The organism is Ruegeria sp. YTSC199 (assembly GCF_059609725.1).
The window spans coordinates 109629-129887 of record NZ_JBXWMF010000003.1 but is presented as its reverse complement, the minus strand read 5'-3'; the positions used below and the strand labels follow the sequence as shown (position 1 = coordinate 129887).

Annotated in this window: 17 protein-coding genes; 5 read left to right on the top strand and 12 right to left on the bottom strand. The window is 54.8% G+C overall.

All coding sequences use genetic code 11. The annotated features are described in order from the left end of the window. Positions 1–138: 138 nt before the first annotated feature. On the bottom strand, positions 139–663 hold the full coding sequence (locus tag AC2FEE_RS03830; protein ID WP_496863165.1) for a flavodoxin domain-containing protein: 525 nt from the start codon (positions 661–663) through the stop codon (positions 139–141). 133 nt (positions 664–796) lie between these two features. After that, entirely contained in the window at positions 797–1096 is a 300-nt protein-coding gene (locus AC2FEE_RS03825; protein WP_496863164.1) for a hypothetical protein, read from the bottom strand. A 408-nt stretch (positions 1097–1504) separates the two neighbouring features. Between AC2FEE_RS03825 and AC2FEE_RS03820 the strand changes: the two genes are divergently transcribed. Further along, positions 1505–1693, top strand: a complete 189-nt coding sequence (locus tag AC2FEE_RS03820; RefSeq protein ID WP_496863162.1) for a hypothetical protein — start codon at positions 1505–1507, stop codon at positions 1691–1693. 227 nt (positions 1694–1920) lie between these two features. Next, positions 1921–2268, top strand: a complete 348-nt coding sequence (locus AC2FEE_RS03815) for an ATP-binding protein (protein ID WP_496863161.1) — start codon at positions 1921–1923, stop codon at positions 2266–2268. Between the two features lie 202 nt (positions 2269–2470). Here the strand turns inward: AC2FEE_RS03815 and AC2FEE_RS03810 are convergent, their stop codons facing one another. The 5 genes from AC2FEE_RS03810 to AC2FEE_RS03790 form a co-directional block, all read right to left on the bottom strand. Continuing rightward, positions 2471–3157, bottom strand: coding sequence for a peptidoglycan recognition protein family protein (locus tag AC2FEE_RS03810; RefSeq protein WP_496863159.1), 687 nt, complete (start codon positions 3155–3157; stop codon positions 2471–2473). 38 nt (positions 3158–3195) lie between these two features. Further along, a complete protein-coding gene (locus AC2FEE_RS03805) occupies positions 3196–4224 on the bottom strand; it encodes a S1 family peptidase (protein WP_496863158.1) in 1029 nt (342 codons plus the stop codon). Between the two features lie 10 nt (positions 4225–4234). Further along, positions 4235–5338, bottom strand: a complete 1104-nt coding sequence (locus AC2FEE_RS03800) for a hypothetical protein (protein ID WP_496863156.1) — start codon at positions 5336–5338, stop codon at positions 4235–4237. Next, the gene (locus AC2FEE_RS03795) at positions 5335–6102 is read right to left on the bottom strand and encodes a hypothetical protein (protein ID WP_496863154.1); all 768 of its coding nucleotides are present in this window, start codon (positions 6100–6102) and stop codon (positions 5335–5337) included. The genes AC2FEE_RS03800 and AC2FEE_RS03795 overlap by 4 nt, the downstream gene beginning before the upstream one ends. A 180-nt stretch (positions 6103–6282) precedes the next feature. After that, entirely contained in the window at positions 6283–6594 is a 312-nt protein-coding gene (locus tag AC2FEE_RS03790) for a hypothetical protein (protein WP_496863153.1), read from the bottom strand. 28 nt (positions 6595–6622) lie between these two features. On the opposite strand from AC2FEE_RS03790, the gene AC2FEE_RS03785 reads away from it, so the two are divergent. Continuing rightward, positions 6623–7570 (top strand): DMT family transporter, encoded by a 948-nt coding sequence (locus AC2FEE_RS03785; RefSeq protein ID WP_496863331.1) that lies wholly within the window; start codon positions 6623–6625, stop codon positions 7568–7570. Positions 7571–7726: 156 nt separating this feature from the next. Here the strand turns inward: AC2FEE_RS03785 and AC2FEE_RS03780 are convergent, their stop codons facing one another. The 5 genes from AC2FEE_RS03780 to AC2FEE_RS03760 form a co-directional block, all read right to left on the bottom strand. Further along, positions 7727–8377 carry a hypothetical protein gene (locus AC2FEE_RS03780; protein WP_496863151.1) on the bottom strand — a complete coding sequence of 217 codons (651 nt, stop codon included), beginning with the start codon at positions 8375–8377 and terminating at the stop codon, positions 7727–7729. A 95-nt stretch (positions 8378–8472) separates the two neighbouring features. Beyond that, positions 8473–8796, bottom strand: a complete 324-nt coding sequence (locus tag AC2FEE_RS03775) for a hypothetical protein (protein ID WP_496863150.1) — start codon at positions 8794–8796, stop codon at positions 8473–8475. A gap of 124 nt (positions 8797–8920) precedes the next feature. After that, positions 8921–12688 (bottom strand): autotransporter outer membrane beta-barrel domain-containing protein, encoded by a 3768-nt coding sequence (locus AC2FEE_RS03770; protein ID WP_496863149.1) that lies wholly within the window; start codon positions 12686–12688, stop codon positions 8921–8923. A gap of 115 nt (positions 12689–12803) precedes the next feature. Next, entirely contained in the window at positions 12804–13913 is a 1110-nt protein-coding gene (locus tag AC2FEE_RS03765) for a TIGR03032 family protein (protein WP_496863147.1), read from the bottom strand. 47 nt (positions 13914–13960) lie between these two features. After that, positions 13961–15190: a M24 family metallopeptidase gene (locus AC2FEE_RS03760; protein WP_496863145.1), complete on the bottom strand. Its 1230-nt coding sequence runs from the start codon at positions 15188–15190 to the stop codon at positions 13961–13963. A 128-nt stretch (positions 15191–15318) separates the two neighbouring features. On the opposite strand from AC2FEE_RS03760, the gene AC2FEE_RS03755 reads away from it, so the two are divergent. Further along, positions 15319–16221, top strand: coding sequence for a LysR family transcriptional regulator (locus AC2FEE_RS03755; protein WP_496863144.1), 903 nt, complete (start codon positions 15319–15321; stop codon positions 16219–16221). 499 nt (positions 16222–16720) lie between these two features. Next, a complete protein-coding gene (locus tag AC2FEE_RS03750; protein WP_496863142.1) occupies positions 16721–20077 on the top strand; it encodes an AAA family ATPase in 3357 nt (1118 codons plus the stop codon). The last annotated feature ends 182 nt before the right edge of the window (positions 20078–20259 follow it).

Sequence of the window (20259 nt, the reverse complement as noted above, 5' to 3'; positions counted from 1 at the left end):
CATTATACCCCAAAGAAAACCGTAGACTGGTAGCCGGAATAATAGCTCTAAACTTGTGACCACGCGCGCAAAGATCACTAATGCCCGCAGTCAGAACTTGCTGTTTTCTGCTTAATTTGCTTCAGAATATCGGCCGCATTACTCGTCCAGAAATGCTGTTACGGTTGTTTTCAAAGCGTCCCAATCAGTGAATTCTCTTGCACAATCTCGAGGATTAAACTTCCGGCCTAGCAAGACAACGTGTTGAACGATCTCTCTTTCAAAATACCCGTAGTTATCAGGCCGCACGGCACCAGCGACCAAGGCGGTCGCGTCTGGTTCGAAATTCGTTCGCATCAGCATTTCGGTGAGATAGTCCCGCGCGTCCTCCTGACCTTTCTGAAAAGCTGCTTTTAGACTGACGGAAAGCACAAGCGACCTTCGCGCGGATAATGCGTCATTGTGGTGTTCCAAAAACGTCTCGAATGGCTTGGGGTGCCGGCGTTCATGGACGGGAGCCGCCAGGATGACGTGATCCACGTCTTCTAAAGGCATTGGGGATGCCATTTGACCGATATCAATCAGCCTTGTTTCGTATCCGGCTTCTTCTGTGACTTTGCTAATGAAGCGCGCGATCTTGGCGGTCTGACCTTCAATTGTTCCGTAGGCAATAAGTACTGCCATTATGACACTCCCGCATACCGGATAAAAAGCGAACTTACTATGCCGAAACTCTTCGCCACGGCCTTTGATTTCAATCAAAGGTGCCGGCCTCGCGAAGCAATGTGGGTAAAGGCGTGACGTCGATTTGGCCGACTCATACTGTTCTGGAAAGCACAAAAGCTGTGGCTAGCCAAAATCCACTGCGTATGGTCATTGCACCGATGGTTCGCCATTCGAACGGCGTTCCACCAAGAACTACTATTATCAAAACTGCAAACACCAATAGTGTACATACGCCTATCAACCAGGCAATTCGTTTTGCCGAGGCTGTGGATTTATAGATTGCGAAGGCACCAAGCAAATAGACGAATCCTGCCAGAAAATTGAACCAAAGCACAAAAGGTACCGCATCTCCCACAGCTGCTTTGGCTGCGGCACCCCCGAATAGAGCCATTCCTCCCGAATAAATGGTCAGGAGACCGAACAGTGCAGCCGCTATCGCTATTGAGCGAACCCAGGGTGGAAAGGAAGACTTCAATGTTACCCTCAGGAATTAGAATAAGTGCCGTGTCGCAAGCAACCTAAACGCTCAATCCAGTGTCGGCTTGATTAATATCAATCCGTGCCGAGGCGTAGGTAACCCACGATCTGGAACCATGAGATGCGGTTGTCATCGCTTAACCCAAATTAAGCACCAAGACAGGATGTTCTTCGTCCACAAATTCTTTTGCCTTTATTTCGCGAACAACATTGACCGAACGTGAACAAAGTATTCTCTGAGTGTTCAAACAAGCTGAGGCATAGTGGTGATGTTGGATCAATCGGGTTGGTGGGCCATTTGATCGCTGACAAAGGGTAAAGCTTGATCAAGTCTGCCTTTGTGACTGAAGAATCCAGCACAACATCTGTGATGCAAACGTCCGGCAAACTGGCCGTGGAACGTTTGTCAACCACGACCAAATCGAGCAGTGCTCGCTTCCCTCCTCTTGAAAACGCACTGACAGAGATCGTTAATAACAAGCGGCTTTTTGAGGCACATAACAACTTCTGAAGGTAGTTTAGAAGACCCAAGCAATTCCCGGTATTCGTCCTAGATATTGGAATTAAAAACTGAATCCCGGCCCTATTTTTGGGTCAGGGATTCTTTTTTGTTCGCCCTCGGGAAAAAGTGCGTAGCCTTTGATGTACAAAAATGTGGGCCAGCCGCTACCCATCCTTTGACGCATTTGGCTGGCTCAGCTTTCAGTGCTTCGGTGAGTGGTCAGCACTGATGGTTGATTGACGCGAAGGTGCTGTGGTCTTTCGTTACAAGCCCAGCAGCGACTTAACTTCCTCTTCGTCGGCGTCGACAACGCCCTCAAGTGGTGTCGAACAACAACACACATCGCCGCAAAACGTGTTGAGGGCGGCATTCAGATTTGCATTGATGATGACTGGCCTGGAATTCCTGAAAGTGCACGTGAAGGGGTACTTCGTTCGGGAGGTCGGTTAGACACTTCTGTCAGTGGTACCGGTTTGGGTTTGGCCATATCAGTTGACTTGTTGAACGCCTACGGCAGCAAGCTGACGCTGGATACATCCGCAATCCTTGGCGGCTTGGCCATCCAGATTCTGATATCAGGGTAGACACGATTATATAGGATATGTCGCAAACTATGAGGCCCAATTGACGAACATGCGTGAGCGGTTACCGGTTCAGAGCGCAAATAAGTTGGCAATACCCTTTTTCTTCACAGATCAGTTTACTGCCCGCGCTCGTCCGATGGGAGAGCTAAGATGGACGGCTGGATATCATTCCATTGACAGCACCCTGACAAAACCATCACGGCTACCGACTATCTTGTGAGGTCGGTCTTTTCTCGGGTCTCGGAAGTTTTGATCCGCGTCTGGATTTTCCACTATAACCCGACACACGCGATACTAATTCTGGTAAATAGGTCGCAAGATTGCGGCCAGGACATGCAGTAGCTGCAAATGAACCGTGATGATCAATGGTGTCGGGTTCCAATTCGTATTCATCGAGAAGTAGTTGAATTAGTTCGACAAGAGCGTTTAACTGAGATGTCGATGGCACTTCGTTCTCGAAGTTTCCTTCCACGGCAATTCCGATATGGCCCGTTGGGTCGTAGTTGGTGTTTGTATCCCCGGCAAAGGCAACCGGCCGACCCTCAGCGACGACGCCATTCGCATCGATGTAAAAATGGTAAGGCACATCGGCCCAAAGTTTTTTTCGCCTTCCATCTGCCAACAAACCATCGCTTTGCGAGAACGCCTGCAAAGACCTCAGTTTCTGATCGAGCGGGACACTTGGCCGCCGCTTTGTCGCACTATGATGAATGGTAATTCGCTTTGGATCGTGGCGCTTCATCTGACCAGCGGGGTCCTTCGCACGCCAGTCAGACCTGGACACGATCTCAAGAGCTTTGGCAACTTGCGCAGACAGGAAAGCAACACAAGAGAGCAAAACCGTTACGCAGAAATTACGACGCGGAGAATGCAATGTTGTTTCCTCCATTCCCTTAGTTCATCAGGCGATCTCTTTCGGTCCCAGCTTTACTGACCGCTATAGGCTCCAGCCTGCTTAAAATACGCATCACTCACCAGACGTTGAGCTTGCTTTCTAATCTCTTGAGCTTCACCACGGCTGCCTGCGCCGATTACGACCGAATAAAGACCGTTGGTCAGGTTCGAGTACAAATCCGTATCAATGATGATAGCCTCGCCGGGAAAATACTGCTCTGCCCGGCTTTTGAGCTGTCGCGCATCGGTCAGACTGCTGTGAGGGAACGAGCCGAGAAAAACAAACCATTCCGAGCGCGCGCCTACAGGTGCAGGCTCAGGTTCAGGCTCTGGCGTCGGAGGGGTATCGTCAGTGCGGGTGACTGTTTTGATATCCCAGGGATGGGCCCAGGCCCGAAATGCGCGGGCGATGAACCCGATTGACGTTGCCCTAGTAACACCACCGGCATCCTCAATTATGATGCCCGCCACACCCTCAGCCGTCGTGAGCGGCGCACCAGATGTACCTACCTGAACATTTAGCCCGTCGATCAGGATCTGATCGTCCAGATCGACACTGTTTACAATCCCTGACTGGAACGGAACGTACCATTCTCCCGCCCTGCCAATGAACCAGACCTTTGCTCCTCGCTGAATCGGCGCGGCCGGGCTGATCAGTAAGTCCGGCGAAATGGTCACACCTACTGGTAGTTCTGTCCGCAGCACCGCAATGTCGCGTTTTGCGTCAGCCGTCCCGATCAGCGTTGCGGGGAATTGCTCACCCCGACGGTGAAACCAGGTGATCTCGACCGATTTCGCGACTTCGCCTGGTCCCCTACCTCTAACAACGTGGTTGGCCGTGACGATGTACGCGCCTGTTGAATTGTGACCCACGACAAAGCCAAACCCGTCTTGTTGCAGACCGGACTCCCATGTGGTTTTGACTTTCACCACGAGACTTCTGAAGTCACGCGCGAAAGATTCACCAGAGAATTGCTGCGCTTTCGCCTCGTTCTCACCAAAGACAAAAACAAACGCGCAAAAAGCACTGACCAACAATGACAGAACAGGTCTAAGCATCATCTTCCCCTCCTCATCCGAAAACGGTTCTGCGGATACTCCAGGCAAAGCCCCAAACGATCCCAAGGGCGCTCCACAAAAACGTCATTCTGTTATTGTAAAAGATATACTCCAATACGGTCGGCCGGAGGTCGATAGGCTCTCCAGCCTGAACCATCCTGATGACTTTTGCCTTGCCCTCGAAGGTGATCATCAATCGCTCGTCCAACGAGATGCTGACCAGTCGTGCTTCGGTGGCCTCGCGTATTTCAATGTGATCACCTCGGTGGAGGACGACTTCCTTTCGCGCTTGTGGAAACGATAGATGACCAGAGACTATCGTGGACTCAAACTCGAAATTTCCAGGGCTAGACGAAATTCTCCGCGCAAAAGACAGTTCCGAAATATGAACGTTATCAATTCCGCTTTTGTTTCCACCTTCAATGCGAATGTGAACAGGCACCGCCAAACTTGGTTCAGCGGCAAACGTAACAATCTCAGGGATGTCAGGAATGCTGGAAATTGGCCCGTCCGACTGAGGGTCTGCCTCAACATAGTTTGAACCAACGTCCACAATTGTCGCGCTGTTTATAGTCAGTTGCCCGCTCACAGCAGCAGCCTCTGCGAATAGATCGGTTGAGACAGTGTCAGTGTCGATTGTAACGCGACCGCCCTCACCAACCACGAGCGTCTCAAACGTTAGCTGCCCACCTTTCAGTCCAATGTTCTCTGGTTGCTCTTCCAAGTCCTCTGCAGGAATTGCGGTCGGAAGCTCGACGCTTTCGAACCCAACCAAGTGCAGACGCTCGATTTCATCGATCGAGGCGTTCCATGCCCAGTCACTTGAGACCTCGAATTTGGTGCTTTCACTTTCCACAAACAGTTTGAGGCTACTAACAGGCATTCGAATAACTTGCCCAAGACCGACGATAGTAACGCAAACAATGCCAATCGCGACGGCTAATAAACGCTCGCGTCCGGGTCCTTCTGTGTCAGCAGCCAACAATCGATCATATTCGCGTATTCGTCTCAGCTCGGCCGCGACATTCGCGTCTGGGTTTGACAAAACAGCGGCTGTAGCTACGCTTAACTCGGTTTCCCGTTGTTCGACGATCCGGCGTCGTTCCGAGGCTTTCATTGGGCGACCCGCAGAACATTGAACTTAATTCTTTCCCATTTGTCGCTGTTTTCTCTCTTTGCCGCGACATCTATGCGAATTTCGGACGGTGGCTCGTTGGGCAAGCTAACAAAGACTGTTTTGCCAGCACTGACGGGACTATCGATGACGCTAAGCCACTCCGTCTCAACGCCATCTTCGTTCCTACGCCAGTAGATTGCCTCTGCATTCATTGACACACGAAACATGAGCGTGATCACGTCGGACGTCGGGTTATGCGAATCGCTGGCAACGACCTGAACAGGAACGAAGGTTTTCCCCCCCCCTGTTTCGATCCATCCGTAAAGCCCGAGGTTTTTTGGTTTCAAACCCGCCGGCTTTACTACGTCCCCGATAGGCCAGTGCAGTCGCGAGCTGCCATCAAGGACCCCATCCATCTGGTAATAGGTCTTGAGTGGAAGCGCGACGGCGCGAACCCTTATCTGCCTATTCATGTGGGGCGGTAAGCTCGCCGCTTCCGGTCCAACGATCTGTACTGCATCGGTTGAAAAATCAAAGGACCGATTTAACATCACACCTACGAGCTCGAGGCCGATTGCACGTACGGTAGATTCATATAGCCCTTCACAGCGCGTATTGGCGTCTCGAACTTTATAACCGAGCGCATTGGATACAGGCCTAAGATCGCTGCAAGGGCCTGCAGCGTTCTGAGCACCCAAGATTGTCGCAACAAATAGAATTGGTGCCAGGCCAGAACAAAACGCTATAAACTTGGCATATTTCAAAATATGAATCTCCGTATACCAATAGCTTAGTATACTCGAATTCGCCCCAAATCGCTACAAAGGTAAATTATTGGTCCAAAGGTGCTGTCAGACAAATTCGAACCAGTTTCAGTTAGGCCATTAGAGCTGTCCTTCGTGAACCGCCAAGTTCGCGCCACTCGGCCAGAGCGTCGGTGCGTGTCAACTTGAAGCTGTCTCGGCTGGTGAGAAGGTACTTTCGGAAGAATTGTGCCCTACCGTCCTTCTTGCTTCTCCCCTCGGACGAAACCTAGCAATGAAATGATCTTTAAAGAAAAAGACTTTGCATTGCGGCGTCGCCCTGATCGCACTAAATCCGGCCGTCTTGAGCAGCCCGTAGCGGACCTTGAACCAAGTTTCTCTCGCCGCAGCGCGGCGCAACGAACCTGCCTTGCGCTGCGGGCGCAAGTCAAAACGCAACCCGAACTCGCGAATTTCGGGACTTTTGCTTGGCGTCGCATTGAGAACAGACACGCATTTGGCAACGTTTTTACATGGTGGAATGACCTCCGCTGATTCCACACCTCAATCTACGGATCGCATCCTTGCAGGCGTTTCGCTGATGCTTGGATTTTGCCTGACTGCTCCTTTGCTGGATGTAGCTGCGAAACTCGCATCAGCCAGTGTTCCAGTTGGGCAGATAACGGCTGCTCGGTTTGTAGTTCAATGCGCGTTGATGGCCCCGTTTATCTGGATAATGGGGCTGTCGTTGCGAGTGGCGCGCGGTCAATTGATGGTTCTCGTTTTCCGCTCTTTACTTTTACTGTTCGCAACTTTTTGCTTCATTGCGGCTATCCGTGTGATGCCACTTGCTGATGCGTTGGCAATCGTGTTTGTGGCCCCGTTCATCGTCCTGTTGGTCGGCAAGTATTATCTTGGCGAAGACGTCGGCCCTCGTCGAGTCGGGGCAGCTCTTGTGGGGTTTGTTGGTGTATTGTTCGTGATCCAACCCAGTTTCGCAGCCTTTGGTGTGGTTGCAATAATTCCGCTTGGCACGGCCGTTGCCTTCGCTTTCTACATTCTTGTGACGCGGGGGTTGTCGCGTCGGATGCACCCCGTGGCTCTGCAATTCCACACTGGCCTGATTGCCAGCCTGTTTTGCATTCCAATCTTAATAATTGCGCAAGGTTCTGGTTCCGAGCTTTTCGATCCCGTTTGGCCGACAGACATCGCGTTGTTGTGGCTTCTGGGGACTGGTGTTTTTGCGACAGTGAGCCACTTGATGATGACTTATGCACTTTCATTTGCCCCTTCGGCCACGTTGGCCCCTCTGCAATACTTTGAGCTGCCGGTAGCGACCCTGTTCGGCTATCTTGTCTTCAGTGACTTCCCCAACACGCTTAGCCTGCTTGGTATTGCCATCATCATCAGTGCAGGGCTGTACATGATACATCGCGAAAGGGTTGTGGCCAGACAGTTGGTCACGACACGCGCTGCACCTCCAATATAAAACTACACGCGCTCAAGGCCTTTAGCGGCCATTTGAAATGCCCCTCTTCGCCAAGATGGAACTCTCCAAAGCCGTCGTTCAGCTTCAGTCAAAATACGCAATCGATTGCCAGCACTGCCGCAGGTTTGAAAACAACGCGCAACATGACATTCTTCGCTACGCTTTCGCTAGTTTCTGCATCGACCAGTGCACCACCCCTCCGACCCACAAGAAGCCAAGAATACCTCCGAGATACACGTTCATCGGACCGCCCGGCGCGATAAAACCAGAGCTACCGAACACAGTGATCGTTTCGATAGCCTGCTCACCGGCGAACACGACGCTGAGCCACGCCAGCCACGAGGGGATGATCTTGTGGTCACCAAACCCCAAAACGGCGACAGCAGCGGCCATTGCCGTTGTGGAAGCATTTAAAACCGGACCCCAGAATGCGGCGATGGCAAAGATCACCTGCGCCAGCGCGTCAGACAAAACGGCGGGGCGAAACGCCAACCCCGCCCAGATCCACGCCTGTACCTGCGCGGTCAGGGCACACCCAAGGACGCCAGCAAAAAACACGTAGCGATGAGGCGTAGGAAGCAGCGCCGATATCTGACCTGCAAATATCATCAGACCCAGCGATACGAACGTCGAAGCCCAGGCGTAGGTGCGTGCGTTCGCTCCATTTTCAGTGAACCACGCGACGACTTCTGCCCCGGTTGAAGTAATACTTGGAACGCCGCTACCAAGCGCGATGAAACTGAAAACGTAGAGCGCGCCTGTCAGCAGGATATTGATAAGCAAAAATGAACTGGCGGAAACCTTCATAGCTAAAACCTCTACCTTGCTGTTGTCGGTTCAAAGCGAACCACTTTCCCATCAGAAACACAAAAGCCCCGCTGCAACGGAGCTTTCGCACTGTGTCAGTCGGTGAATGCGTACTCTCCCAGATCGCACAGGTTAAGACCAAAATCTTCTGCGCTGGAACCGTCAGAGAATATCCCCCGAATGTCATAGATGCAGGTGGTCAGGCCGTCTGCGATATCCACGCCGATTTGATACCCCGGCGCCAGATGTCCGCCGTCGAGAAGATCGCCTTCCCAATCGTCGGAAGACGCGGGGGATATGTTGAATTCCACCAGATCGGCGCTGCTGTCATTGTAAAGCAGGAATTCCAGATCCTCGGCATTTGCCGCTGCCGACACCATCATAGCTGCAACGAAGATCGCGATTTGAGTTCGTTTCATTGAGTTGATCCTTCTGTTTGAGAAAATTCCTGTGGGCCACCGGCATGGGTTGTTGAGTGGCGGCACGGTGGCCCACATGAGGCAGCCCCCGACCGGCGTGCCTTGCTGTTCATTGTTCTTATCATCAGAAATGGATCTCAAAGCCGATTTGCCCGGCATAGCCATAATCATCCGTGTCACCGTCAAACCCGTTCTGGGCCGAGATTTCCCCAAACAGCCTGGTGCGTTCAGAAACCGAGACATAGCCACCGATTGCCAGCGCCAGATTGTTCCTGCTGCGCTGCGTCAGAACCGTATCATTGCCAAAAGAGACGCCGGTTTCATTATCGAAGGCGTGGAAGTAATCGAGTTGGCCGTACAGAAGGCCAATACCGTCCAACGCGTGATCGGCCCGCATCCCAAGGCGAATGCTCAGCCTGTCGCCATCCGAAACCGTGCCCGTGGCTCCGCCAGCCACGTCGCTGAGGTCGTCGGCATCGACATCGCTGTAGATAACCTGCGCCTGTGGAATCAGATTCAATCCGTTGTTCAGGGCAAAGATCTTGCCGACTTCGATGGATGTCGCATATCCATTGCCGTAAGTATCTATGTCTTGCCCACCAGCCAGCCGGGTGGCGCTGTCGAAATAGGCGTAGCGCAGTTGCCCATCAAGATAGAGTTGGCTGCCTGCCAGCCACAAAGCGCTCAGCGTGATGTCGTAAGCGTCGGTGTCGACCTTGCCGTCCGCCAATGCGGTTTCACTGGTGGTGGAAAGCGTCGCCGCCCCAAATTCGAGCCCACCGATCACGGACCCGTTTGCGAACTCGGCCAACGGCAGGCTCGCCCCGACGCGCAAGCCGCCACTTAAGGTGTCATTTGTGCGATCATCGACCGTATAGCTGTCACGCCCCCCCTCGGCGTTGAACCAGATCAGTGGCTGATCCGCCGTACTTAAATCAAACAGAGAGCGGCTGACGGTTTCCCCGCTCGCCGCACTGGTGCGACAGGAAATCCGCCGCAAAGACCCGTTCAAAGACAAGTGGTCGCTGAACTGCTGAACCCCCGCGGCCAGAAACGCACGGTCCGGATTGCGGTTTACATCACCGTTTGCACCGAATGGAGATAATACGAAGGCACCCGTCGCAAAGTCATGATCCAGCAAAAACGTGTAGGCACCTGAGATCACCGCGCCCTGTCCACTTTTAGTGATGAAATCCCCTCCCACCAACTGAAAGTCTGACGTTGTGTTTGTGCCGGAAACCGACGCCAGTGTGATGTCCTGCAGATTGGCCTCGGCAGCGCCAAGTTTTCCGATCCGCAGCCCCTGTTGAGCGCCCGCGGTGCCCCCCAGAACAGTTATCTGGTCACTTGTTCCGGTCGCGAAATCTACGTCCAGATCAACGACCCCGGTGCCCGAAAGATCTCCACCGATATTGAAGCGGTCCCCGCTTTCGCCGTCGGTCAGACGAATTGCTCCGTCATTGCGGACGTCCCCACCGATGGTGATATTTCCTACCCCGGTATGAGCTGCCAGAAAGCGACCGGTTGGCCCGGTTCTTAGCGACCCCGCCAGGGCAAAATCCAGGCCTGCCGTCCCAACACTTGAACGGTTTTGCACCGTGACCAGGTCAAATCCAGCCGCCGCATCATCAAGGGTCAGAGCACTGCCGTTATCGGCGGTCAGTCTTTCCCAGTTTTTGAACAGTGTTCCGTCGACGTCGCCAGTAAAACTTGAAAACGTCAACGCATCCAGCACACCCGCGCCACCATCAAACAGGGATGCCGTACGAATATCCGCGGCGCCATCGATTGTTAGCGCGTCCTCCCCGCCATTCAGCCGCACGGCCCCGGCGACAGCTGAGCCCGCTGCCAGAGTCACCCGGCTGTTTCCATCATCATTCAGGATTGCGTCGCCCGAGGACGCACTGACCGTCGCGCCCTGCTGTAGGGTGATGACACTCAACCCCGTCGCCCCTGTGAGGGTGTTGATCCCGGCGACACCTCCACCGACGACCCGACCCGAGACATCAATCACAGACGCGCCGCTGCCGTCATTTCGGACATGAATTCCCGACTGTCCCCCGGTTATTGCACCCGTGGTTGATATTGACAGGCCAGTCGCCGTGGAACCGTTGCGGGCATAGATGCCGTCATCTGTCGCCCCTGCAACGTCGGCCACGGCAATTGTCAAAGCGCCATTGCCATAGTTACGCGCATCAATCCCCTGCGTCACACCGCTGATCGCACCTGTAGATGTAATCGACAGGTCTGTTCCCCGGTTGGTGGCATTGATCCCGTTGAGCCGGGTCGCTGTGACATCCGCAGCCACAATGCTCAGCGCGCCAGAGCCGCGGTTGTTGGCAGATATTCCGCGCCAGTCGCTGGTCACCAGCCCGCTGGTTGTGATCGAAAGATCTGTGCCGGAATTGATTCCCAAAATGCCCGAATTGTTTCTGGTTCCTGTGGCATTGTCCGCAGAAATCACCAGCGCGCCCGCGCCATAGTTCCGTGCGTTGATGCCATATCCATCATTTGCACTGATTGCATCGGCAACACTGATGGTCAGACTTCCCGTTCCGCGATTGCTGGCAAAGATGGCGTCGCGGTTTCCGGTAACAGGGCCGGTCGCGATGACGGTCAGATCGGTGCCACTGTTTTGGACCGAAATGCCGCGGCTGGTCGTGCCGGAAACCTCGGCGACAGAAACATTTAATGCCCCGCTGCCCATGTTTTCCGCCTCGATACCCGAGACATCGCCTGAAACAACACCGGTCGTGGTGATCGACAGATCAGTGCCAGTGTTCAGCGCGTAAATCCCCTGATACGCGCCCCCGCTGACATCGGTTGCCGAGATCATCAGCGCTCCGGAGCCGTATTGCCGTGCATAGATACCTCGGCTCCCGCCGCTGGTATTACCGGTGGTTGTGATCGACAGATCGGTTCCTCTGGCGTTGCGTGCATAAACCCCGTTGCCGATCGCCCCGGACGCGTCGGCGGCATTTACGGTTAGGGCTCCGCTGCCTTCGTTGCGTGCATATATTCCGTTCACAAGCCCGGTGACTGTCCCGCTGGAAGTCACGGTTAGGTCGGTGCCGGTGAAATTGTTAGCGACAATACCCTGATTGCCGCCGCCGCCGACATCGGCCGCCGTTACCGTCAAGACACCAGTGCCATAGTTGAGCGCGACAATACCCGCATCTGCGCCCGTCACCGTGCCTCCTCTGGTGTCAATCGACAGGTCCGAACCATAGTTTCTGCCCAGCACCCCCTGTGACGTCGTGCCTGTGACATCCGCCGTGGAAATGGTCAGCGCACCGCGTCCGGTGTTATAAGCGCGAATGCCGCGTCGTGCGCCGGTAACGGTTCCGGATGTTGTAATATTCAGACCTGCGCTGTTGTCATTGCGGGCGAATATCCCGTCTGAACCCGCTCCGCTGACATCAGCGGCAGTGATTGAAATGGCCCCCTCACCTAAACGACCATAGTGCCGCGCGTAGATGCCAAAGTTGGCACCGTTGAGGGTGCCGGTTGTAGTAATTGATAAATCGCCGCCATAATATACAACGGTACGCAAAGCGTCATTGGTGCCAGACGTAATTGAGGAGCCGTAGGTGTCCGTGAAAACAATTCCGGTTTGGCTGAACAGATCAAAAGCGTTACCGCCAACATTGGCGTCAAGGCCAAAGCCGGGAGTGGTGTTGACCGTGACCGGAGCACTCAGGATCACGTCCACACCCACATCGGCGGACGGATCAGCAGGGCCCGAGCAAACTAGATTGCCAGGGGTCGGCGAGGTACAACTGCCTGCAGCGGCGGGGCCACCGGCGGCTGCAATGGTTGTCCCAAGGGCGACGAATAGAACCCGGCCAAGGGTCGGAGCATAGCTTGCCACTTGTCCCTTAACCTTTGTCATCCGACCACCCCGCAACTGGAAGGTCGGATTTCTCCGTGGGGTTTTGCGCTGTGTGCGTTCGTTCATGATATCCGTACAGACTTCATTTTTTTTGTTGTTTTTTAATGTGTTGCCTTCACAGAGGCTTTGGCAGCGTGACCAAAGATGCCGCATCAGACGTGCCCGGCGCAGCGGCCATTGGGCAAAGGTGGCCGGGTAGAAGTTCCAGATCGTACAGCTCGGCCACGGCCCCATCGATCCGCAGCCAATCGACGCAGGTCATTGCGTCCAGGTCGATGACCTGAATGCCGCACCAGGGTGCGCTGTCGGTTTTGGCCAGTCGAGCGTCCAGCTCCAGACCTTCGAACCGTTTGTAGCGGGGCTTAGACAGGCCAACGAACGCATAACGACCACAGAGCGCCAGACCTCGTGCAAAGCCCGGGCAGAAGACATGCGGCACGAAACGGCCCTTGCCGGTCCCATCAAACTCAACCGTGCCCAACTCGCCCCGGCCCGAGTTCAACAGCCACAGCCGACCCTCCTGCAAACGCGGCGAATGCGGCATCGACAGGCCATCACAGACGATGTCTCCGGTCTCGACATCGACGACGATCCCACCATCAGCACGCCGGTCGCGCCAACCGTCAATCGTGTCTGAACGGCTGACGGCGGTGACGAATTTCGGACGCCCGTCCTGCATCGCCAGACCGTTCAAATGGCAGCGATCCTCATCAACCAGACCTGAGATAAACGGCGGGCGCCAGACCTCGCGAAAGCTGTGGCGGGTGTCGGGGGTCGCCAGACAATTGAACCGAGTGTTGACAAAAATGGTCCTGCCATCCGCATCAATGCCAAGATCGTGCAGATCAAGCGATCCGGTGAACTCGCTTTGGCGCGGCATGAACGCCGCGTCGAACAAATCATTCACGCGCTCTTGCGGGTCGAGCACATTCTGCATGTGCAATATCTGGTCATCTGCGGCGACTGACAGACCATGATCCCCATGCCGATGAATACCCATTGGCCGTGGCAAAGCCATTTGGTGGATATTAATGCCACCACCCGGCTTGACGCCCACGAAATAGAGCACCCCTGACTGGTAAGAAGAAAACGCAAGCGAACACCCAAGGCGCGAAAGCCGTTGTGCAAACCCGGCTGACACCGAGTAATCGGTTCTTGCGGAGGCTTCATCGTCATTTAATACAGTGCTGCCAACATGGTCTTTCACGTCCGAGACCTCGATCATAGAAACATTGGAACTTGGAATTCAGGTCAGCTCGCTGAGCTTATACGTCAGTTCAAAAGCTCATCTTCAAAAGGAAAATCGGCGATGATTTCGCAGCCTGTCGCGGTAACGCGCACCATCTGCTCAAGCTTCACGCCGTGGGATCGCCCGGCCTCGCCGATGTAGCTTTCAATGGAAAGGGTCATGTTTTCTTCGAACACGCCGTCGTAGCCGGTACGCTCCCAGAATGCGAGCGGCGGGACTTGTGGGTATTCGTTACACATGCCCGTGCCATGGACCAGAACGCGGCAATCGAGATCCTGATATTTCACAGGCATCTTCCATGCCTTCTCTGCAAATTCCCGCAAAGAAACCCCCGCCTTGATCAACCCCATATTGGTATGAACTTGATCGTAGGAGGTCTGATACAGCGTCTTTTGCTCGGGTGTCGGCTTGGCAGGCTGGCACAACCAGGTCCGCGAGATATCGGTGTTGTATCCAAACGGCCCGATCATATCGGTGTCGATAGCCAGGAACTCGCCGGGTTTTAGCGCCTTGTCGCTGGCTTCGGTATACCACGGGTTGGTATTGCCGCCGGCCACGACCAGCTTGGTTTCAATATAGTCTCCCCCCAGGTTGGAGTTCATCGATGCCAGAACCGCCCAGAGGTCGTTCTCGGTCGCGCCGGGCACAGTCATGTCGCGCATGGCCTGTAGCGCGGTCATGCAAACCAGCGCTGAATGCTTCTGGGCCTTAAGCTCTTCCGGCGTTTTGATGCAGCGAGCCCGTTCGATAATGTCCTGACCAAAGAAGGTGGTAATCTGCCGCTCGGTCAACGCGGTGCGACCGCCCGGTTCCAGCTTGTCGATGGCGATGCGGGTGCTGCCGCAACGTTCTGCAATGACATCAGCAAGTTCATCGGCCCAGGCTTCGATCAATTCCGGCCGTTTGTCGCCCGCCGTGTGGTGATACCAAAGCGTGCCGGGACGCGATTCCGCGATTGTGTCCAGCCCTTTCGACAGGTGGCCACAATTGACAAAATCGAACATGATGGCCTTGCCTTCGGCAGGAACGAGGCAATATCTGGCAGCATTATGCATGGTCCAGACCTGCATGTTCCGGCAATCAGTCGCATAACGAATGTTGATCGGATCATAGAGCAGGATGCCTCCCAGATCGTTCTCGACAAGCTGCTCCTGCAGCCGGGTCAGCCGCTCGATCCGCATTTTCGCCTCGTCCACCTGCGGTAATTCAATCAGGCTGCGGCGCGCGTCGTTTATATAACTTGTAAGGTCCATATGAGTCTCAATGCAAGTCCTGCGCATCACAAGGCAGGGGATACAGGGGTCAGAGACTTCAATATTTATTCAACAATTGGCGTGGAAGTAACGTTGGAAAATGTCCTGCAAACTCATAACCTCAAGGAATGAAAAACTACCGCAAATCACTACCGCCGCTGGACAATCTTCTTTTCTTCCAAGCCGCGGCAAGCAACAAAAGCCTTACGCGGGCCGCTGACGACCTGTTTGTGACGCAAGCCGCTGTCAGCAAACGGATTCAAAGACTTGAGGACTGGTTGGGTATTTCATTGTTTTCGCGTGACGGCCGGAACCTTGAGCTGACCGAAACCGGCCGGGAACTGGCCTCGGATGTCGAAATGGCGCTGGAGTTTCTTGACCGGGCCATTCACAAAATTAAGGCCCCTGAACAACCTGCCGTGCAGATTGCTGCCAATACTGCTTTGTCGATGTTCTGGCTACACAAACGCCTTAAGGCCTTTTCGTTCAGTGATCAGGCGTGTGACGTAAACATTCGGACGACCGAAGCCATTTCCGAACTGCTTTCTGATGTACAGCACTTAGCCATCGTCTGTTGTGATGGGAGTATTCCGAGCTGGGATTGCTTCAAAATCCTTGACGTCGAGATGATCCCTGTGGCCGCCCCGGAGATAGCGAGGCAGGCAGAGCTTTCGAAGCTGTTTTCGCACCACCCACATCTCGAGAATGCACCGCCGATACTGGAATTCACTAACCTGGCGCCGGATTGGATCAACTGGCAAACTTGGTCAAAACGACTTGGTCTGTCGAAGATCGACAAATGGCCAAAGCGCCAGTGCAACAGCTACGTGCAATCCGTTGGCAAAGCGCTGGATGGTGCCGGAATTGCGCTTGTGAACGCGTACATGATGGAAGAAGAACTTGCCGCCGGAACCCTCGTCAGGATCGGTGATTTAAGCCTGAGGCCAGGAAGTGCTTACTATCTTTGCCGGAAGCAAAACGTCAGCCTATCACAGACTGCAATTAGTCTGTACGAGTTCCTTAAGCACTAAAATCCGAGAAGAATCCACAGAACTGACAATACAAATAGAAGATTTACCGATCCCATTTTCCTATCACGTTACAGGAATATAATAGGTGTTTGCAAAAGAGTGATCGAGCATAGCCGTTAGTCCGCATCACGGATTGCCCATAGCCGCTATAACTTCTAGCAATTTGCACAAACGTTCGCTTGACTCGAGGACGGCCCATTCCTGCCTTTTGTCGGCGGGTTAAATGCTGAACCGCGGTTCGCCAAAGCTGCCGTCTATGCATCGTGCAACATTTTAGTCTCGACGATGACGGCACCGCGGGACTTTTCTACCGATGGATCTAACTGTGCCTATGGCGGGTAACCATGGGCTCGCGACGGGAGTTAAAATCGCACGCTCTGGTGGCCGCTTGAAACCTTTAGCCAGAGCTTGCAGCGATCCGCACGCTATCCGAGACAGCCTATACTTCAACATGTAAGCTTCCGAGTGATCCGTCAGGAAAGACAGAGGAGACGTTGGCATGTGGGATGTTGGCAACTGGCTCGCCGCCATTGGGCTGTCGCGCTATGAGGCCGCGTTTCGCGAAAACGACATTGATTTGGAGGTTGTCACAAGACGCACATCTGACGATTTGCGTGAACTTGGAGTGTCTTCGATTGGACATCGTCGAAAGTTGCTCAATGCAATAGATGACATCGGCAAGAAGGAGGGCACGCAGTTAGCGTCTGAACCTACAGACGCCGAATTGGGAAAGGCTGTAACCTCTGACGCTGAACGCCGACAGCTTACGGTTGTGTTCGTGGATCTCGTAGGCTCCACCGAGCTTTCCACGCGACTTGATCCCGAGGATATGAGCGCTGTGATACGCGCTTATCAGAATGCAGTCGCAGGTGAGATAGCCCGCGTTGAGGGCCATGTCGCCAAGTTCATGGGAGACGGAATACTCGCCTACTTTGGCTGGCCCCGCGCCCACGAAGATGAGCCGGAACGCGCTGTACGAGCGGCGTTGTCTATCATTGCAACGGTTTCGCGCCTTACTGGCGATGAAAAACCGTTGGCCTGCCGTATCGGCGTGGCCACTGGGCTCGTAGTCGTTGGCGATCTCATAGGCGAGGGTGCGGCCCAAGAGGAAGCCGTGATAGGAGACACGCCCAATCTGGCAGCGCGACTACAATCCGTCGCGGAGGCTGGGCAAGTGGTTGTTGCCGAGGCCACACGACGGCTGATTGGAGACATCTTTGTTCTCGAGGCCCTACCCTCTCAGGTACTCAAAGGTATTGCGGGGCCGACTCCGGTCTTTGCCGTGCAGGGCGAGCGGACGCTGGCCAGTCGGTTCGCGGCCCGCCAACATGGAGAGATGTCACCGATTGTCGGGCGTGATCAGGAACTTGCTTTGCTCATAGAGCGTTGGCGCCAGGCTGAATCGGGAGAAGGTCAGGCGATCCTGGTCACGGGAGAAGCGGGGATTGGCAAGTCCCGGATCGCAGAGGCGCTGGTCGCGTCCATTAAAGAGGTTCCGCACACACTTCTGCGGTATCAGTGCTCGCCCTATCACGCTGACAGCGCGCTGCACCCTGCTATTCAACAGATCACGCAGGCTGCCGGATTTGAGGCTGAAGATAGTCTCGATCAGCGTCTAGACCGATTGGAAGCCCTTCTTTCACGCGCCAACGACAAGGCCGCCGGCCTTGATGACACGGCGCAACTCTTCGCCGAGATGATAAATCTCGACGGGACCAAACGCTATGGCGTATCAACTCTTTCGCCTCAGCAACGCCGAAATCGAACGCTTGCGGCAATGGTTGAACAATTGCGGGGTCTTGCTCAGCAGCAACCGGTGCTTTGGTTGGTCGAAGATGTGCACTGGATAGACCCAACAACGCTCGAACTTATCGAACTGGCGCTTGATTGCCTCGCTGATTTGCGGGTCCTGCTCGTTGTCACGGCACGACCAACATTTTCAGCACCCCTTGCTAGTCACCCCAACATGACCCGGCTCGCACTCAACAGGCTGGCTCGTGCGGCCACGCGATCAATTATCGAACGCGTCATTGAGGGGCGCAGCATGCCAAAAAACCTGGTCGACGAGATCGCGGCACGCACAGATGGTGTTCCGCTATTTGTTGAGGAATTGACCAAAGCCATCGTGGAAACGGGCATGCTTGGAACGACAGAGAACAGCGGCGAAGGTGGCATGTCGCTGGATACTGTCGCTGTCCCGGCAACGCTGCATGACTCGCTGATGGCACGGCTTGACAGACTTCATGGCGTGAAAGAAGTCGCCCAGACTGCGGCAGTTATCGGTCGCGCGTTTGACTATCAGACACTGGCAGCAATATCCGAGCAGGACGACGCAACCCTGCAGGGAGCACTCGACAGGCTTGTCGCCGCCGAGCTAGTTTTTCGCCGCAGATCCGGCAAGGACGCAACATATCTCTTCAAACATGCGTTAGTACGTGACGCAGCCTATGAAAGCCTTCTGAGAAGTCGCCGTGTGGCGCTGCATCACCTGCTCTACGACGTCTTGGTTGCGCGTGGAGACGCAGAACCTGAGGTTCGCGCACAACACGCGGAAGCCGCAGGCCGTCGGGAAGACGCGCTGGATGCCTGGGAGGAAGCCGGGCGCGTAGCCGTCACGCGCCCAGCTTTTCGCGAAGCCATTGCCGATTTCAATGCGGCAGTCCGACTTTGTGGTGAACTTGGAAGCGATCCGCGCTGGCGCCGCCGCGAACAGGCAATCCAGCTCGAGCTCGGTCAGGCATTGATGGCCAGCGATGGCTATCAGGGTCTGGCGACCGTGGCTGCATTCTCCCGAGCGATGGAATTGGCGGACGAAACTGGCGATGCTACTCTGCAGCTACCGGCAATCTACGGTCTTTGGGCGGCGCGGTACATCGCTGTTGGCGGTTCGCCTGAATTGGCCGAGCGTTTTTCAACCGTTGCACATTCCGGGCCAGATACGGGTCCGCGTTTGATCAGTCTGCGCGCCTTGTCGTTGGAACGGTTTCACGCCGGACGTTTTCGAGAAAGTCTGACATTGGCAGAGCAATCTCTGGCTCTTTACGAGCCCGACGCGCACAACGAACTCAAATTCCGATTTGGGCACGATCCGCGCGTCGCTGGGGGCAACTACCGCGCGTGGTGCCTTTGGCATCTTGGCTTCGCCGATCAGGCGTCGGAAGAACTTGAGAATACGTTGAGCTGGGCACGTGAGGTACGGCACCCCAACACAACGGGTCTTGCTCTCTGCATGGGGGCCACGCTGGTCAATCTCTGGCTTGGTCGTAACGACGAGGCCGAACAAGCCGCAAGGGAAGCGTTGCGGGTGTCGGAAGAGATGTCGCTCGCTCTGTGGCATGCGTGGGCCCTGATCCATTTGGGTGCGGCACTGCATCGACAAGGCAAAGGTTCAGGCCTCGCGGATATCGAAGCTGGCTTCGAAGAAGCAGGTCGCATCGGGTCGGCCCGGTTTGACCCGATGCACCGGTCTCTGGCGGCCGAGGCATATGCGAAGGTTGGTGAACACGCTGCCGCGGCGAACGCAATGACACTGGCCTTTGAGGCTATGGCACAAAGCGAAGACGTCTCTGCCGCCGCCGAGTTGCACCGAACCCGCGCTCAAATCAACCTTGCCGCTGATGCAAGTGCCCGAGCCTTAGCAGAAACGGACTTACACCGCGCAATCGAAATCGCAAAGCAACAGGAAGCGCTTGCCCTTGAGTTACGAGCCGTTCTGGATCTGTCACAGCTACTCGATCTGCAGGGAGAACGCCGCCAGGCCGCTGATAAGCTTGCGATGATCCAGAGCAAGTTTACTGAAGGATTTGAGACAAAAGATCTCTGCGAGGCGCGCGCGCTGTTGCAGTCGTTTAGCTAGACTGCGGACTCAGTTTTAGTAGTTAGCTGTACAGTCCGCGGCGAACTTGCAAAGCCCGCAATCCGCGTTATGTCGACAACGGATCACGTCGCAACATTCCGCACTTCAGGGCTCACTACCGACCTCGGACACGGCGCGGCATCCTGTGATTTTTTGCGCTGTCAACGTCTGGTTGTCGTTTT

Excerpts from the sequence above, each read along its gene's own strand:
- AC2FEE_RS03830 (WP_496863165.1), bottom strand. The coding sequence starts at position 663 with ATGGCAGTACTTATTGCCTACGGAACAATTGAAGGTCAGACCGCCAAG.
- AC2FEE_RS03825 (WP_496863164.1), bottom strand. The coding sequence starts at position 1,096 with ATGGCTCTATTCGGGGGTGCCGCAGCCAAAGCAGCTGTGGGAGATGCG.
- AC2FEE_RS03810 (WP_496863159.1), bottom strand. The coding sequence starts at position 3,157 with ATGGAGGAAACAACATTGCATTCTCCGCGTCGTAATTTCTGCGTAACG.
- AC2FEE_RS03805 (WP_496863158.1), bottom strand. The coding sequence starts at position 4,224 with ATGATGCTTAGACCTGTTCTGTCATTGTTGGTCAGTGCTTTTTGCGCG.
- AC2FEE_RS03800 (WP_496863156.1), bottom strand. The coding sequence starts at position 5,338 with ATGAAAGCCTCGGAACGACGCCGGATCGTCGAACAACGGGAAACCGAG.
- AC2FEE_RS03785 (WP_496863331.1), top strand. The coding sequence starts at position 6,623 with ATGACCTCCGCTGATTCCACACCTCAATCTACGGATCGCATCCTTGCA.
- AC2FEE_RS03780 (WP_496863151.1), bottom strand. The coding sequence starts at position 8,377 with ATGAAGGTTTCCGCCAGTTCATTTTTGCTTATCAATATCCTGCTGACA.
- AC2FEE_RS03775 (WP_496863150.1), bottom strand. The coding sequence starts at position 8,796 with ATGAAACGAACTCAAATCGCGATCTTCGTTGCAGCTATGATGGTGTCG.
- AC2FEE_RS03770 (WP_496863149.1), bottom strand. The coding sequence starts at position 12,688 with ATGACAAAGGTTAAGGGACAAGTGGCAAGCTATGCTCCGACCCTTGGC.
- AC2FEE_RS03765 (WP_496863147.1), bottom strand. The coding sequence starts at position 13,913 with ATGATCGAGGTCTCGGACGTGAAAGACCATGTTGGCAGCACTGTATTA.
- AC2FEE_RS03760 (WP_496863145.1), bottom strand. The coding sequence starts at position 15,190 with ATGGACCTTACAAGTTATATAAACGACGCGCGCCGCAGCCTGATTGAA.
- AC2FEE_RS03755 (WP_496863144.1), top strand. The coding sequence starts at position 15,319 with ATGAAAAACTACCGCAAATCACTACCGCCGCTGGACAATCTTCTTTTC.
- AC2FEE_RS03750 (WP_496863142.1), top strand. The coding sequence starts at position 16,721 with ATGTGGGATGTTGGCAACTGGCTCGCCGCCATTGGGCTGTCGCGCTAT.